Genomic DNA, 15720 nt, shown 5'->3' with positions numbered 1-15720 from the left:
TCCGCCACCGCAGGGCGGTCATGGACAGGGCTGGCGCAGGGACAGGTCGGGGAAGTAGCGCCGCCACTCGGCGTCGGACAACTGGGCTGGCGGCACGGCGCACAGATCGCGATAGATCCGGTCCGGGTCGAGATCCCAGATGGCCACCCCGCCGTCCGGGGCGAACACGCTCGACGGCCCGAGCCTGCCCAGTCTGCCCAGCACCGCCCGACTGTCCGGAGCGAACTCGGCGAACTCGCCCGGCACGGTGGCGAACGGGGTGAACAGGCCGGTGGGATCATCCCGCCGCCAGAGTTCGAAGGCACCGGAGAAGACGGAGGTGGAGGTGCCGACCAGGGTCTTCTTGTCCGGGCTGATGTCGAGGTCACGCAGGGCGGCGTCGCTGGCGAGGGCCGCTCCGATGACCGGGTGGTCGAGGTCGCTGATGTCCCAGGACTGCACGGTGCCGGTGTCCGTGTCGACGGCCAGCGTCTGCGGGTCGGTGACCATCAGGCCGGCGCTGGGCTTGTCCAGGTCGATCGCGCCGGCCCGCTGGGGCAGATGCGGGTCGGCGAGATTCCACAACCGGATGCGGTACTTGGTGCTCTCCGGGTCCGGCTCGTCGATGAAAGCGACCTTGCGGCGGCGCTCGTAGAGCACGCGACCCTCGCTGGCCGCGCCGGCGAGCACGCCGGCGCGAGCGGGGTGCTGCCGGTCCCGCACGTCCCACAGTTGGATGTCCCTGGCACCCCAGACCGCCAGCACGCCGTCGTCGAGAAATCCCAGGTGCCGGGCGGGCTCGGGGTTGTCGAACCGGCCCGCCTCGACCGGCTCACGAGGGTCACGGACATCCACCAGCCGGACTGTCCGCTGCAGGCTGTTGCCGAGCGCGAGATGGCGGCCGTCCGGGCTGGCCGCCACCCGGAAGTCACCGTCGGCCGAGCCGGGCCGGGTCAGGTCGGCCGCGGGCACCGGCCGGTGTGGATCGGTCACGTCCCAGAGCCGAACCCCGTTCAAGTCTGCACTCTGGCTGATCACCGTCCGGTCGTCGGGCAGGAAGACCGCAGCGTGCCAGCCCGCCGGCAGTTCCGCGGCCAGTACGGGTGGCCGGGCCCCGACGTCCCAAAGCCGGGCACCGGCCGGCGCATCGCGGGAAACGTTGGTGACCACGTACCGGCCCTCGAACCCGAACGCGCTGCCCGGCGCCTCGGAGCCCACCGCATTGAGGTCGCCGGTCACCACTGGAGCGGTGGGCGACCAGACCCGGATGGTGCCGCTGTCGGTGCCGTTGGCAAGGCCGCGCCCGTCCGGCCGGAAGGCCACCGCCCGGCTCGGCTCCGCCCCGGCCAGGGTGACCCATTGGTCGATCGAACTGTCGGCGTTGCTTCGATCGACCTTCCAGATGTTCACCTCGCCGGTGAGGCTGGCGGTGGCGAACATGCCGTCCGGCCGGAAGGCGAGCGAGAAGATCGCGCCGGCGTGGGCCGGGTCGCTCAGGATCGGATCCCGCAGCGACCGTGGACGCCGTGGGTCGGTCACGTCCCACGCCCGGGCGATGCCGTCCGCGCCGCCGCTGGCCAGCACCGCGTCCACCGGGCTGAAACCGACCGTGGTCGCGCTGGGCACCGGCAGCTCGACCAGCCGGTCGAGCCGGCGAGGATCCCGGACGTCCCAGAGCGTCACCTTGCCGCCCTGCTCCCTGCCCTCGGGGATCAGGTGGGCGGCGGCCAGGGTATGCCCGTCCCGGCTGAACGCCACCCCGCCGAGCTCGGCCACGCCTACCGAGCGGGTGCCGGCCAGGCTGGGGCGTGCCGGGTCGCCGATGTCCCAGAGCCGCAGCGTGCCCTGATCACCACCGGTGGCCACGGTCCGGCCGTCCGGGGCCACGGCCACCGTGTAGGTGACCGACCGCGGCGTGGGCACGCTGGCCCGCTCCACCGGATGGGCCGGATCGGTGATGTCCCACACGCCGAACGTCTCGGGCGAGCCGGCGACCAGCAGCCGGCCGTCGGGGCTGAGCGCGATCGCGGTGCTGCCGCTGCGGGGGATGACGCCGCGCGGGGCCGGACGCCGTGGATCCGAGACGTCCCACAGCCGGATACTGCGGTCGTGCGCGGAGCTGACCAGGGTACGGCCGTCCGGGGTGTACGCCAGGCTGAAGACCTGCTTCTGGTGGCCGGCGAGCGGAACCGGGCGTGGCTCGGCGTACGAGGCGTACAGCGTGTGCCGGGCCTCCGACGTCGGGGCGGTGCGGTACGCGGCCAGGCTGAGCGCCAACGCCGCCTCCGGCCGGCTGGACCGCATCGCACCGGCCTGCGCGGCCAACCGGCGGGAGGCGATCTGCGCGTCCAGCCGATCCGCCCTCGCTCGTTGCTGCACCACCAACACGGCACCGGAGCCGAGAAGCACCAGGAGCACCGCGACCACGGCGACCATGGCGCGGCGCAGCCGCCGCAGGCGGATGCTCCGGGCCAGGAACGCCCGCTCCACCGGGCTGAGCCTGCCGTCCTCATCCTCGGGAAGTGCATACCGGGTGGCCGCCAGCCGTGCGCCGGACAACAGGTCGCCCCGGTCCCGCCCGCCGGCCTGCCAGACCTGGGCGGCGTCGGCAAGCTGCTGGCGGGCCACCAGCCGGGCCCGGTCCTCGTTGACCCAGCCCGACAGCCGGGGCCAGGCGTGCAGCAGGGTCTCGTGACTGATCCGGACCACCCCGTCCGGATCGATGCCGACCAGCCGCCGGGCGGCAAGCCGCTCCAGCACCGCCGGGGCGGCAGCCCCCAGCCCGGCGAGGAGTTCGCTACGCGGCACCGGGCGGGCGGTGTCCGTGCCGTCGTCACCGACCCGGGTGAGCCGCAGCAGCAGTAGCCGGGCGGCGGCCTGCCCCGGCACGTCGAGTTGGTCGTAGGTGTCGTCGGCGGTCTTGGCGATCGCCCCGTTGAGGCCGCCGCTGTCTCGGTAGCCGGCGACGCTCAGCCGGTTGCCCGTACGCCGGCGCCAGGTTTCCCAGAGCACGTGGGACAGCAGCGGCAGCGCACCCGGCTCCGGCCCGCGGGGCCGACCGGCGCCCAGCTCGTGCAGCACCAGCTCGGCCAGACCGTCCCCGATCTCCAGCCCGGCCCGCTCCGCCGGGCCGTCGATCGTGCGGCGCAGCTCGGTGGCGCTCATCGGCCCGACCACCACGCGGGGGCCCGCCAGCAGCCCGGCGAAGGCCGGATCCTCGCTGGCCCGGCCGTAGAAGTCGGCCCGAAGGGCTGCCACCACGACGGCCCGGGGATGGCCGTCCGCGCGGGGCGCGGCCAGCGCCGCGAGGCAGCCGACGAAGGCTGCTCGGGCCGCCTCGCCGGCACCCAGCGTGAACAGCTCCTCCAACTGGTCGACGAGGATCAGCGCCGGGCTACCCGGCGGGTCGAGGTAGGCGTCGAGCAGTTCGGCCGCGGCCTCCGGCAGCTCGGCCAACCGGTCCGCCGCCTCCGGTCGGTCACCGCCGAAAGCCCGGGCCAGCGCCGCGAGTGGTGCCGCGCCCGGGGTCAACACCGGCAGGATCACCGGCCACACCGGAGGGTCGTCGTCGCCGGTGGTCAGCCCGTCCCGCCGTGCGCGGGCCAGCAGGCCAGCGTGCAGCAGTGAGGTCTTGCCGCTGCCCGACGGCCCGAGCACCAGCAGCGGCGCCGGGTCGACCAGCCGCCGCGCCGCCTCGGCGGCCAGCGCGGTGACGGCCGGCTCCCGACCGAAGAACACGTCGGCGTCCTGCTCCCGGAACGGCTCCAGACTGCGGTACGGGCTCGGTCCGGCGGACTGCGCGACGGGTTCGCCGGTCGCATCGATCACCGGTCGGTGGGCTGGGTTGTCGGCGAGGACGAGCCGGCCTGCGTGCCCGGCCTCCTGGCGGCGGGGCAGGGGTGCGCCCTGCGCTCGCATCGCGTCGAAGAGGTGATGGTACGCGTCGTCGAAGGTCAGCAGCGGCCCGCCGGACGGGTCGCCGGCATCGAGGAGTCTGATCAGCTCGCCGGTGAAAGTGGTGTGCTCGCGATCCGGGTCGACCACCGCGAGCTGCTCCGCGGAGCTCAGGAGGTACACCCCGTGCACCGGAGGGAGACTGGCGATCGGATCGGCGGCCGGCGAATCGAGCCGGGCCCGGCCCGAGAAGCAGCAGTCCAGGACCACCGCCACGGACGGGGCGCGGCAGGTGGTCAGCGCCTCGCGCAGCTCCGCGACCGGATACGCCTGGTGAGCGGCGAGCCCCGGGGTGAGCCGATCGGTGCCGCTGGCCGCCAGGTAGAGCTCGCCACCCGGTCCGCGCAGGCCGTGGCCGACGAAATAGATCAGCAGCACGGTCGAAGCCTGCTGTGCCGCATCGCTGACCGCCCGGGCGATGGTGAGGGCATCGGGCGGGTCGTGCACCAGGCGCAACTGCCCGGCCGGCACTCGGCAGCGGGAGGTCAGCCGATCGGCCAGAGCGGTCAAGGTACGTCCGACCGCCGGCACCGAGGGCAGCGTGCCGCCGTGGTGGGTCTCGGTGCCGATCACCAGGACCCGGACGCCTCGGCCGGTAAGGTCAGCCATCCGTCTTGCTCCTGCGGCCGCGACCACCGGCCGTCGCCCGGCTGGAGCTGGCCTGGCCCGGCTCGGCGACACTTGCCGCGCCAGCATCGGCGGCCGGCGCGAGCGCGGTGAGCAGGTCGGCCAGTTGCCCGCGCAGCTGGGCGTCGGTCAGCTCGCGGACCCGGTCGGCGGCCAGCGTGAGCCGTCTGCCGTCCGGCAGCTCGATCTCGACCCGCACCCCGCCGGCCCGGTGCCGCAGCCAGCTGACAACGGCGGTCGCCGCGGCGGTCGCCACACTGCCGGGGGCGAGGGCCAGCAGGATCGCGTCGAGCACCGGCCCGAGCGCCCCCGGTGGCGGGGGCAACTCGCACGCCATCACGCGACCGCGTAGCTCTGCGCTGTCGGTGAGCCACTCCTGCAACGATTCCAACTCGGTCAGCTCGTTGCCGCCCGACACCGTGATGCGTGCGTCCACCAGGCCCCCGCAGCTCATCCTCCGACCGCCGGAGTTTACCTAAGGTGAGTGAACGAAGTCGATCCCGTGATCGTGCCGACCGAGGTCAGGCGGAAAAGTCGGACTCGCCGAACGGGCCGACCACGGCCAGCGACATCGGCCGGGCCAGCAGCTCGGCGGCGAGCGTGTTGACCTCGTCCAGGGTGATCGCGTCGACCCGGGCGAGCAACTCGTCGACCGGCATCAGGGCGCCGTAGAGCAGCTCGCCCTTGGCCAGCCGGCTCATCCGCGAGCCGGTGTCCTCCAGCCCGAGCACGAACGAGCCCTTGCTCATCCCCTTGCCCCGGGCGAGTTCGGCCTCGGTGATGCCGTGTTCGGCGACCCGCGCCAGTTCGGTGCGGGTCAGCTCCAGCACCTCGCCGATCCGGGTCGGGGCGCAGCCGGCGTAGACGCCGAACAGGCCGCTGTCGGCGTACTGGCTGGCGTAGGAGTAGACCGAGTACGCCAGGCCGCGGCGCTCGCGGATCTCCTGGAACAGCCGGCTCGACATGCCGCCGCCGAGGACGTTGTTCAGCACGCCCAGGGCGAAGCGGCGCTCGTCGAGCCGGTCGATGCCGGGGCAGCCGAGCACGATGTGCGCCTGCTCGGTCTCCTTCGGCTCCACGGCGGTGGTGGCGGCCCGGGTGCGTACCACCGGGGTGGCCGGCCGGTGCGGCGCCGGAGCGGCGGGATCGGTGTCCAGCGGGCTGCCGTGCAGCGCCTGACGAACCAGCCGGACCACGATCGCGTGGTCGAGGTTGCCGGCGGCGGCGATGACGATCTGCGGGGCGACGTAGCCGCGGCGGTAGAAGTTCTGGATCTGCCGGCGGGTCATCGGGGTGATCGTCTCCGCGGTGCCGGAGATCAGCCGGCCCAGCGGGTGGTCACCGTAGACGGCCCGGGCGAAGAGGTCGTGCACCTCGTCGCCGGGCTCGTCGTCGTGCATGGCGATCTCCTCGAGGATCACACCGCGCTCGGTCTCCACGTCGGTCGGTTCCAGCACCGAGTCGGCCACCAGGTCGCACATCACGTCGATGGCCAGCGGCAGGTCCTCGTCCAGCACGCGGGCGTAGTAGCAGGTGTACTCCTTCGTGGTGAAGGCGTTGGTCTCCCCGCCGACCGCCTCGATCGCCGAGGAGATCTCCAGCGCACCCCGCTTGTGAGTGCCCTTGAAGAGCAAATGCTCCAGGAAGTGCGCGGCACCGGCCTGCGTCCCGGTCTCGTCCCGCGAGCCGACCGCCACCCAGATGCCGAACGAGACGCTGCGCATCGCCGGGATCGCCTCGGTCAGCACGCGCAGCCCGCTGGGCAGCACGGTGCGGCGCACCGTACCGCCCAGCGGATCGTCGCTCAGCGTCCTGGTCACCGCCCGGCTCGTGCCACCGACGGACCGGGCGGTCGCGGTGGCGTGCTGGCGCGCACCGGGCGGCGTCACCCCCCGTCGATCCGGCGGAAAGGACGAGGGCCGGGTCCGAGTCACGGGAACCTGCTTCCAGTTGACGAGGGGTGACTGGTTACGAACCGGCCGGGCGACGTGGTCGCCCGGCCGGTCAGCGGATCAGTACGGCTGATCAGAACTCAGCTGTGCCGGGTGCGGCGCCGCGGGCGGGACTCCCCGCCGTCCTCGCCGCCCTCGCCCCGCTCCGGGCCACGGCCGCCCCGGTCGCCACCGCGCTCACGGTCGCCCCGGTCCCGTGGAGCCCGGTCACCCCGGTCCCGACCGGCCGGCCGCTCGCCGCCGGCCTCGGCGGCGGCGGGAGCCGGCGCCTCGGCGCCCTCCGGGCGGACCTTGTCCAGGTAGATCTTGCCGCGCTGGTCGATGTCGGCGATCTCGACCTCGACCTTGTCACCGACGTTGAGGTAGTCCTCGACCTTCTCGACCCGCTTGCCGTCGCCCACCTTGGAGATGTGCAGCAGGCCGTCGCGGCCGGGCAGCAGCGAGACGAACGCGCCGAACGGCGCGGTCTTGACCACGGTGCCGAGGAAGCGGTCGCCGGCCTTGGGCAGGGTCGGGTTGGCGATCGCGTTGATCCGCTCGACGGCGGCCTGCGCCGACGGGCCGTTGGTGGCGCCGACGTAGATGGTGCCGTCGTCCTCGATGGAGATCTCGGCGCCGGTCTCGTCCTGGATGGCGTTGATGGTCTGGCCCTTCGGGCCGATCACCATGCCGATCTTGTCGATCGGGATCTTCACGGTGGTGACCCGCGGCGCGTAGTCGGACATCTCGGCCGGCGCCTCGATCGCCCGCTGCATCACGTCGAGGATGGTCTGCCGGGCCTCGTGGGCCTGCTGCAGCGCGGCGGCCAGCACGTCGGACGGGATGCCGTCGAGCTTGGTGTCGAGCTGCAACGCGGTGACGAAGTCAGGGGTGCCGGCGACCTTGAAGTCCATGTCGCCGAACGCGTCCTCGGCACCGAGGATGTCGGTGAGCGTCACGTACTGGGTCTTGCCGTCGACCTCGTCGGAGATGAGGCCCATGGCGATGCCGGCCACCGGCGCCTTCAGCGGCACACCGGCGCTGAGCAGGCCCAGCGTCGAGGCGCAGACCGAGCCCATCGAGGTGGAGCCGTTGGAACCGAGCGCCTCGGAGACCTGCCGGATGGCGTACGGGAACTCCTCCCGCGAGGGCAGCACCGGGATCAGCGCCCGCTCCGCGAGGGCGCCGTGCCCGATCTCGCGGCGCTTCGGGGAGCCGACCCGGCCGGTCTCACCGGTGGAGTACGGCGGGAAGTTGTAGTTGTGCATGTAACGCTTGGACTTCTCCGGAGAGAGGGTGTCCAGGGCCTGCTCCATGCGCAGCATGTTGAGCGTGGTGACGCCGAGGATCTGGGTCTCGCCGCGCTCGAACAGCGCCGAGCCGTGCACCCGGGGCAGCACGCCGACCTCGGCGGTCAGGGTGCGGATGTCGCGCGGGCCACGGCCGTCGATGCGGACCTGCTCGCGCAGCACCCGGCTGCGCACCTCGGACTTGGTCAGTGCGCGGAAGGCGGCGCTGAGCTCCTTCTCCCGGCCCTCGAAACGCGGGCCGACCTCCTCCAGCATGCGGGCCTTCACCGCGTCCAGGGCCTCCTCGCGGTCCGCCTTGCCGGCGATCTGCAGGGCCTCGGCGACGTCGGCGCGGGCGAACTCGGCCACCGCGTCGTACGCGTCGTCCTGGTAATCCAGGAAGATCGGGAACTCGGCGACCGGTTTGGCGGCCACCTCGGCCAGCTCGCTCTGCGCCCGGCACAGCTCGCGAATGGTCGGCTTGGCGGCCTCCAGGCCGCTGGCCACGACCTCCTCGGTCGGCGCGGCGGCACCGCCGGCGACCAGCTTGACGGTGTGCTCGGTGGCCTCCGCCTCGACCATCATGATCGCGACGTCGCCGTCGGGCAGCGAGCGGCCGGCCACGACCATGTCGAAGGTGGCCCGCTCCAGCTCCTCGTAGGTCGGGAAGGCGACCCACTGGCCGTCGATGTGGGCCAGCCGGGTGGCCCCGATCGGGCCGGAGAACGGCAGGCCGGAGAGCTTGGTCGACATCGAGGCGGCGTTGATCGCCACCACGTCGTACGGGTGCTGCGGGTCGAGCGCGAGGATGGTCTCGACGATCTGCACCTCGTTGCGCAGGCCCTTGACGAACGACGGGCGCAGCGGCCGGTCGATCAGGCGGCAGGTGAGGATGGCGTCCTCGCTGGGCCGGCCCTCGCGGCGGAAGAACGAACCGGGAATGCGCCCGGCCGCGTACATCCGCTCCTCCACGTCGACGGTCAGCGGGAAGAAGTCGAACTGCTCCTTCGGCTGCTTGCCGACGGTGGTGGCGGAAAGGACGACCGTCTCGCCGAGTTGGGCGACGACGGAACCGGCGGCCTGCCGGGCCAGCCGGCCGGTGGAGAAGGTGACCTCACGGGTGCCGAACGACCCGTTGTCGATCACGGCAGTGCGGGATTCGGTGCCGAGTCTGCTCTCGGTCATGGTGCTGTCGTGCTCCTTCGCATCGGGGGCCACGACGCGGGAGCTGTGCGGACGGCCGGTCTTCGATCGAAGCGCCCGGGGCCGGCGGCGTCTGCCGCGCTGCCCGGAGGCCACTACCGGAGACCGGTACGCCGACGGCTCCCTGTCTGGGTGGTCGCGGCCCGTGTCTTCGGATGGGACGTCGGGGGAGCGGCCGGGCTGGCCACTCCCCCGTTCACGTCACCGGCGCAGGCCGAGCCGCTCGATGAGCGACCGGTAGCGGTTGATGTCCTTCTTCTGGACGTAGCTGAGCAACCGACGGCGACGGCCGACCAGCAGCAGCAGCCCACGGCGGCTGTGGTGGTCGTGCTTGTGCGTCTTCAGGTGCTCGGTGAGGTCGGCAATCCGCTTGGTGAGGATCGCGACCTGCACCTCGGGCGAACCGGTGTCGCCTTCGGCGGTCGCGTACTCTTCGCGGATCTTGGCCTTGGTCTGCTGGTCGAGCGCCATGTTCTCCCTGTTTCGGTGGGTATCTGGATGCGGTCCGCCGGGCCGGGCCAGAGCACCGGCGGCGGACGGTCCTCGCACCCGCGGCGTCGAGCAGGCATGCGAGGCCCCACGTCGGTCAGCCGACGTCCCTGCTCACGGTATCACCTTGTCCTAGCGGTTTGGACAAGGCCGGTCAGGCCAGCGCTTGGCGGGTCCGCTCCACATCCTCGGTGATCTGCGCCACCAACGGCTCGATCGAGTCGAACCGGATCTGGCCGCGCAGCCGCGCCACGAAGTCCAGGGCGAGCCGCTCGCCGTACAGGTCGCCGTCAAAGTCCAGAACGTACGCCTCGACCCGGCGCTCGCGCCCGGAGAAGGTCGGGTTCGTGCCGATCGAGACGGCCGCGGCGAGGGCCTGCCGCTGACCCCGGCGGACCATCCGGGCGGCGTAAATGCCGTCGGCGGGCACCGCCGCGTACCGGCCGCAGAGCAGGTTGGCGGTCGGAAAGCCCAGCTCACGGCCGCGCTGGTCGCCCCGGACCACCACCCCTTCCAGCCGGTGCGGACGCCCCAGCGCGGCGGCCGCCGCCGTCACGTCACCCGCGTCGACGCAGGAACGGATGTACGTGGAGGAGAAGATGGTGCCGGCCTCGGCCACCAGCGGGGCAGCCTCGACGGCGAACCCGAACATGCTGCCGAGCCGCTCCAGCAGCGCCACGTCCCCGGTCGCCCGGTGCCCGAACCGGAAGTTGTCGCCCACCACCACCAGCGCGGCGTGCAGGTGCTCGACCAGCACGTCGTACACGAACGCCTCGGCAGGCAGCCGGGAGAACTCCGGGGTGAAGGGGACCACGCAGAGCACGTCCACGCCGAGCGCCTCGATCAGCTCCGCCTTGCGCGCCGGTTCGGTGAGCACCGCCGGGTGCGAGCCGGGCCGGACCACCTCGGCCGGGTGCGGGTCGAAGGTGACCACCACTGACTGCACGCCCAGTTCGCGGGCCCGGGTCACGGCATGCCCGATGGTGGCCTGATGCCCCTTGTGGACGCCGTCGAAAACCCCGATGGTGACGACCGACCGCCCCCAGCCACCGGGCGCCGCGTCGTACCCCCGCCACCGCTGCATGCTCTTCCTCCCCTGTCGCGGGCCCGCCGTCACGCCGGGGCCAGCACGATCTCCGCGCGGGCCCGGCCGGCCCGCTCGCTGACGATAGCGATCAGTCCGCCGGCCGGGTCGAAGACCGCGTACGGCCCGGGGAGGCCGACCGGGTCGAGCGGCCCGCCGTGGGACAGCACCTTCGCCTCGTCCGCGCTGGCGTCCCGGCGCGGAAAGAACCGTTGCGCCGCGACGGCGAGGGGCAGGTCGACCAGATCGGGGGCTCGCCGTTCCAGTTCGTCGAGGGTGACGGCCTCCGCCAGGCGGAAGCCGCCCACGGCGGTGCGCCGCAACGCGGTCAGGTGCCCACCCACGCCGAGCGCCAGGCCCGCGTCACGGGCGATGGCCCGGATGTACGTGCCGGTGGAGCAGGCCACGTCGACGTCGACGTCCACCACGTCGGGCTGCTCACGCCGGATCGCCAGCACGTCCAGCCGGGAGACGGTGACCCGGCGGGCCGGCAGCTCGACGCTCTCCCCCTCGCGGACCCGCTTGTACGCCCGCTGCCCATTGATCTTGATGGCGCTCACCGCGCTCGGCACCTGGTCGATCTCACCGGTCAGCGCGGCCAGCGCCGACCGGATTCCGTCGTCGGTGAGGCGGCCGGCAGGCGTGGTGGAGGTCACGTCCCCCTCGGCGTCGTCGGTGACGGTGGCCTGGCCGAGCCGGATGGTGGCGGTGTAGCTCTTGTCCGCACCGATCACGTACGTCAGCAGGCGGGTGGCCCGGTTCACACCGATCACCAGCACCCCGGTGGCCATCGGGTCGAGGGTGCCGCCGTGCCCGACCCGGCGGGTACGCGCGAGTCGACGGACCCGCGCCACGACGTCGTGCGACGTCACGCCGCCGGGCTTGTCCACCACGATCAGACCGTCTGCGTTCACGACGTGCAAGCCTGCCAGACCGGTGGCGGCGGCCGGGCACCGCCACGGCCGGCCCGAAACGGGACGGGCCTCATGCTGACCGCTCACGTCGTCATGGGCCTGGTGATCGTCGCTTACCTCGTCATGGGCCTGGTGATCGTCGCTTACGCCCTCTACAGCTATGTCTGATCACAGGTTGGCGCCGCCGGCGCGGGACCCGCCCCGGACCGCGCCGGTCACCGCCCAGGCACCGCTGCGCAGCCGCAGCAGCAGGGCCACCAGGCGGATCACGATGAACAGCATCAGGCCGGCCCAGATACCGCCCAGGCCCAGGTCGAAGGCGTAGGCGAGCCAGATCGCCGGCAGGAATCCGCCCAGCGCGCCGACCACCGTGAGGTTGCGCAGGTAACGGATGTCACCCGCGCCGATCAGCACCCCGTCGAGCGCGAACACCACCCCGGCCAGCGGCAGCATCGCGACGAACCAGGGCCAGGCGACCAACGCCTGCTGGTGAACTGCGGAATCGGAGCTGAACCAGGTCGGTACGGCTCCGGCACCGACCGCCGCCAGCACGGCGAACGCCGCACCGCAGGCCGCGCCGAGCCGGCCGATCCGCCGGGCCAGCGCGCGGGCTCCCGCCTCATCGTCGGCACCGAGCGCGGCACCGACCAGCGCCTGCGCGGCGATGGCCAGCGCGTCGAGCACCAGCGCCGCGAAGAACCAGAGCTGCACGGCGATCTGGTGCGCGCCGACCGCAGCGGCGCCGAACCGGGCGGCGACCGCCGTGGCGGACAGGAAGCTGGCCTGGAAGGCCACCCCCCGGACGAGCAGGTCGCGGCTGAGCACCAGTTGCTGACCGATGACCTGGAGACGGGGGCGAAGCGCCACCCGTTCGGCCACCAGCGCGGCGGCGAAGAGCACCCCGGAGAGGGTCTGCGCGATGACGTTCGCCACCGCGGAGCCGATCAGCCCCATGCCCACCGGATAGACCAGCACCGGGCACAGCACCGCGGAGAGCAGGTTGGGGCCGACCACGAAGAGGACGGGACGGCGGGTGTTCTGCACACCGCGCAGCCAGCCGTTACCGGCGGCGGCGAGCAGCAGCCCGGGAGCACCGAACGCGGCGATCCGCAGCCACTCGGCGGCGGCGAGGCCGACCTCGCCACCCCCGGCCAGGGCGCCGGCCAAGGCGCCACCGCCGAACTGCATGCCGATCACGACCAGCACGCCGACGCCGAGAGCCAGCCAGGAGGCCTGTACGCCCTCGGCCACGGCGGCGGCGCGGTCGCCCGCGCCGAAGCGACGGGCCGCCCGTCCGGTCGTGCCGTACGCGACCACGGTGCCCAGCCAGGCGGTCAGGGTCATCACCGTGCCACCGACGGCCACGGCAGCCAACGGGACCCGGCCCAGATGGCCGACGACCGCTGTGTCGACCAGGACGTAGAGCGGCTCGGCGGCGAGGACCACGAGGGCCGGCAGGGCGAGAGCGGCGATGCGACGGGGCGAGGCGACCCGGTCGACGGCGGTGGTGGGCTGGCTCATCGTCGCCGATGGTGGCACGCGAGCCGTAAGGGGATCAAACTGATGCGCTGCTTACCCGTCGGGGACCTGCGTCGCTCGCTCAGGTGAAGAAAGCGACGAAGCCGGCGGAAGATCGGTTGCGGTCACTGACGGGTGTCCATGGAGGTCTGCAGGGCGCGTCGGGCCTGCTCACGGGCCTCGTCGGTCGGCTCCGGCTTGGGCTTGGCGGACATGGTGGACCCCTTTCCAGGGCACGCGCGGCGGCACGCCACGGGCGGTGTTACGAAGACGCCCGACACCTGCTCGGGGATCGCCGGAGCGATGGCTGGGCGGCGTGGTGACCCGGGTCGGTCGACCCTGGAGAGGAGCGGCACCGGGTATGGCTCCGCCCCTGACCTGCGTCAAAGCAACGTCGGCCGATTCCCAAGTTATCGTTCAGGTCCACATGGTGCGCGCCGTTCCCGCGATCTGGACAGGTCTGGTATCGATCACCGGGCCAGGAAGTGCCAGCCCACCCACCACCAGAAACCAAACAGCCCAATCCGCCCGACCGGCACCTGGCCAACCTCGTACCGCATCACGTAGGCGCAGACCTCGCCCAGCGTCGGGACTCGCGAGCCCTCCCGCCGGGCCATCCACTCGACCAGGCCGAACAGCGCCAGCCCGACCAGGAAACCGCCGATCGCCAGTGCCCGCATCATCGCCGCACCAGCCCCCAGAACGCCGACAACCACACCAACCAGGCCGCGGAGCGGACCAGCCGGTCCTCCAGCAACGGATCGGCCAGCCGGGAGAAGGTGGGGAAGTCGTCACCGGCCGACGCGAAGAAGGTGGCTCCCTCGAAAATCCCGAACACGAGTACCGGGAGGGTCCACCAGACCGCACTCGAGCTCAGTCGCCGCGGCGCCGGACGGCGCGGCACCCGGTTGCTCAGTCCGAGCCAGATAAGCACCCCGCCGGCACCGAACACGTAAAGGTTCGCCTCGGTGGAGAAGGAGGGAAAGCGTCCGCCGACCAGGGAAAGGGCGACGAGCACCGGTACGCAGACAACCGGACGCTCCCAGGTGCGGGGTGCCTCGACGGTCAGGTCGTGGGGCTGCTCCATCATCCGATTGTCCCCGTCCTGCGCCACCGGCGGAAACGACGACACCGCGGCGGCTGCCCGTGAAGTCAGCCGGGCCGGTCGGCGTCGCCGCCCGGGGCGGGCACCGCCAGCTCGGCCCGGATCCGCTCGACCACCTCGTCGACAGTGCCGCGACCGGTGAATCCAGCGGCGAGCCGATGCCCGCCACCGCCCAACGCGACGGCCACCCGGCTGACGTCCGTCGCCCCCTTGCTGCGTAGGGAGACCGCCCACTCCTGCGGCCCTGCCTGCTTTACGACGCAGCTCACGTCGGCCTCGGCGGTGCACCGCACCGGATCGATCAGGGCCTCCAGCACGTACGGTCGCTGCTCGTGCCGGGCAAGGTCGTCCAGGGTCGCGTACGTCCACACCAGGCCGTGCCCGGCGGCTGCCTCGGGCTCCAGTCGAGCCCGACCGAGCACCTCACCGAAGAGGCGTACCGCCCCGAACGGGCGGCTGTCGAAGACCCGCCGGGAGATGTCGCCCGGGCGAAGCCCGGTGGCCAGCAGGCGGGCCGCCATCTCGTGCACAGCCGGGGTGGTGGCGTCGAACCGGAAGGAGCCGGTGTCCGTGCTCAGGGCCACGTACAGGCACTCGGCGATGCCGGCGTCCAGCGCCACCCCGAGCCGGGCCAGTAGTTCCTCGGCCAGCACCGAGGTCGCCGCCGCGGCCGGATCGACCAGGTTGACGTCGCCGAAGCCGGTGTTGGAGGCATGATGGTCCAGCACCAGCGCGGTGCCCGGGCCGGTCAGCCGGTCGGCCAGCTCACCGAGGCGCGAAACGCTCGCCGCGTCGAAGCAGATGACCAGGTCGGGTGCCGGGTCGGCCTCGGCCGCCGGCACCAGCAGATCCAGGCCGGGCAGGCCGCGGAACGGCTCGGGCACATCCGACGGGTGGGGGAAGGTCGCCTGCAACTGCCGTACGCCGAGCCGACGCAGCCCGAGCCCGAAGCCCAGCATGCTGCCCAGCGCGTCGCCGTCGGGGTTGACGTGGCAGATCAACAGCACCCGGCCGTCGGGCGGCAGTCGACGCACGGCCGCCACGGCGGCGTCCCAGTCATCCTCGGTGGGGCCGTCCGCGATCACCGGTTCCGCTGCGGTCGCCGGATCCGCCTCGGTCAGGGCGCCGCCGAGGGACGCGGTCACCGCTGCTCCCCGCCCCGCGCGCCATCGGTGTCGGTGTCGGTGCCCTGCGCCTGGTCGACCTCCTCCAGCCGGTACGGCTGGGGCTCCCCGGCGTATTCGGCCTTGGCGGCGAGGCGTTGCACCTCGGCGTCGGCGTTGCGGGCCGCGGCGAGCAGGTCGTCGATGTGCTTGACCTGATCCTGCACGTCGTCCAGGACGAAGGTCAGGGTCGGCGAGTGGCGCAGACCCAGCGCCTTGCCGACCGTGCTGCGGAGCATGCCCTTGGCACTGTCCAGCGCGGCGGCGGTGCCCGCCTGGGCCGCCGCGTCGCCGAGCACGGTGTAGAACACCGTGGCGTCGCGCAGGTCGGCGGTGATCCGGGCGTCGGTGATGGTGATCATGCCGAGCCGGGGGTCCTTGATCTGGGTTCGCACCACCGAGGCGACCAGTTCCCGCACCCGCTCCGCGTGCCGGCGTACCTTGGCCGGATCCGTCATCTCCGT

12 protein-coding genes are annotated in these 15720 nt (G+C 72.7%); all 12 read right to left on the bottom strand.

From position 1 onward, the window contains the following. Nucleotides 1-18 precede the first annotated feature (18 nt). Complete coding sequence (locus tag Vqi01_RS10205; protein WP_204034483.1) at nucleotides 19-4542, bottom strand: caspase, EACC1-associated type; 4524 nt, start codon at nucleotides 4540-4542, stop codon at nucleotides 19-21. Next, entirely contained in the window at nucleotides 4535-4996 is a 462-nt protein-coding gene (locus Vqi01_RS10200) for an effector-associated constant component EACC1 (protein WP_204034482.1), read from the bottom strand. The genes Vqi01_RS10205 and Vqi01_RS10200 overlap by 8 nt, the downstream gene beginning before the upstream one ends. A gap of 85 nt (nucleotides 4997-5081) precedes the next feature. Continuing rightward, entirely contained in the window at nucleotides 5082-6449 is a 1368-nt protein-coding gene (locus Vqi01_RS10195) for a M16 family metallopeptidase (protein WP_372444341.1), read from the bottom strand. 143 nt (nucleotides 6450-6592) lie between these two features. Next, nucleotides 6593-8965, bottom strand: a complete 2373-nt coding sequence (locus Vqi01_RS10190; protein WP_204034480.1) for a polyribonucleotide nucleotidyltransferase — start codon at nucleotides 8963-8965, stop codon at nucleotides 6593-6595. 219 nt (nucleotides 8966-9184) lie between these two features. Beyond that, nucleotides 9185-9454: a 30S ribosomal protein S15 gene (rpsO, locus tag Vqi01_RS10185; protein WP_204034479.1), complete on the bottom strand. Its 270-nt coding sequence runs from the start codon at nucleotides 9452-9454 to the stop codon at nucleotides 9185-9187. A 172-nt stretch (nucleotides 9455-9626) separates the two neighbouring features. Beyond that, entirely contained in the window at nucleotides 9627-10556 is a 930-nt protein-coding gene (locus Vqi01_RS10180) for a bifunctional riboflavin kinase/FAD synthetase (RefSeq protein ID WP_204034477.1), read from the bottom strand. Between the two features lie 29 nt (nucleotides 10557-10585). After that, nucleotides 10586-11470: a tRNA pseudouridine(55) synthase TruB gene (truB, locus tag Vqi01_RS10175; RefSeq protein WP_204034476.1), complete on the bottom strand. Its 885-nt coding sequence runs from the start codon at nucleotides 11468-11470 to the stop codon at nucleotides 10586-10588. Nucleotides 11471-11638: 168 nt separating this feature from the next. Next, nucleotides 11639-12991, bottom strand: coding sequence for an MATE family efflux transporter (locus tag Vqi01_RS10170; RefSeq protein ID WP_204034475.1), 1353 nt, complete (start codon nucleotides 12989-12991; stop codon nucleotides 11639-11641). A gap of 467 nt (nucleotides 12992-13458) precedes the next feature. Next, entirely contained in the window at nucleotides 13459-13668 is a 210-nt protein-coding gene (locus Vqi01_RS10165) for a DUF6186 family protein (protein WP_204034514.1), read from the bottom strand. Beyond that, entirely contained in the window at nucleotides 13668-14075 is a 408-nt protein-coding gene (locus Vqi01_RS10160; RefSeq protein WP_204034474.1) for a hypothetical protein, read from the bottom strand. Before Vqi01_RS10160 ends, Vqi01_RS10165 begins: the two co-directional genes overlap by 1 nt. Nucleotides 14076-14140: 65 nt before the next feature. Continuing rightward, nucleotides 14141-15238 carry a DHH family phosphoesterase gene (locus Vqi01_RS10155; RefSeq protein WP_372444339.1) on the bottom strand — a complete coding sequence of 366 codons (1098 nt, stop codon included), beginning with the start codon at nucleotides 15236-15238 and terminating at the stop codon, nucleotides 14141-14143. Then, on the bottom strand, nucleotides 15235-15714 hold the full coding sequence (gene rbfA / locus Vqi01_RS10150) for a 30S ribosome-binding factor RbfA (protein ID WP_204034472.1): 480 nt from the start codon (nucleotides 15712-15714) through the stop codon (nucleotides 15235-15237). The genes Vqi01_RS10155 and rbfA overlap by 4 nt, the downstream gene beginning before the upstream one ends. Nucleotides 15715-15720 lie beyond the last annotated feature (6 nt).

This window comes from Micromonospora qiuiae (assembly GCF_016863555.1).
In the GTDB taxonomy this organism is placed as follows: Bacteria; Actinomycetota; Actinomycetes; order Mycobacteriales; family Micromonosporaceae; genus Micromonospora; species Micromonospora qiuiae.
This window is presented reverse-complemented; position numbering and strand designations above follow the sequence as displayed.

Excerpts from the sequence above, each read along its gene's own strand:
- Vqi01_RS10165 (WP_204034514.1), bottom strand. The coding sequence starts at position 13,668 with ATGCGGGCACTGGCGATCGGCGGTTTCCTGGTCGGGCTGGCGCTGTTC.
- Vqi01_RS10160 (WP_204034474.1), bottom strand. The coding sequence starts at position 14,075 with ATGGAGCAGCCCCACGACCTGACCGTCGAGGCACCCCGCACCTGGGAG.
- rpsO (WP_204034479.1), bottom strand. The coding sequence starts at position 9,454 with ATGGCGCTCGACCAGCAGACCAAGGCCAAGATCCGCGAAGAGTACGCG.
- Vqi01_RS10190 (WP_204034480.1), bottom strand. The coding sequence starts at position 8,965 with ATGACCGAGAGCAGACTCGGCACCGAATCCCGCACTGCCGTGATCGAC.
- Vqi01_RS10170 (WP_204034475.1), bottom strand. The coding sequence starts at position 12,991 with ATGAGCCAGCCCACCACCGCCGTCGACCGGGTCGCCTCGCCCCGTCGC.
- Vqi01_RS10180 (WP_204034477.1), bottom strand. The coding sequence starts at position 10,556 with ATGCAGCGGTGGCGGGGGTACGACGCGGCGCCCGGTGGCTGGGGGCGG.
- rbfA (WP_204034472.1), bottom strand. The coding sequence starts at position 15,714 with ATGACGGATCCGGCCAAGGTACGCCGGCACGCGGAGCGGGTGCGGGAA.
- Vqi01_RS10205 (WP_204034483.1), bottom strand. The coding sequence starts at position 4,542 with ATGGCTGACCTTACCGGCCGAGGCGTCCGGGTCCTGGTGATCGGCACC.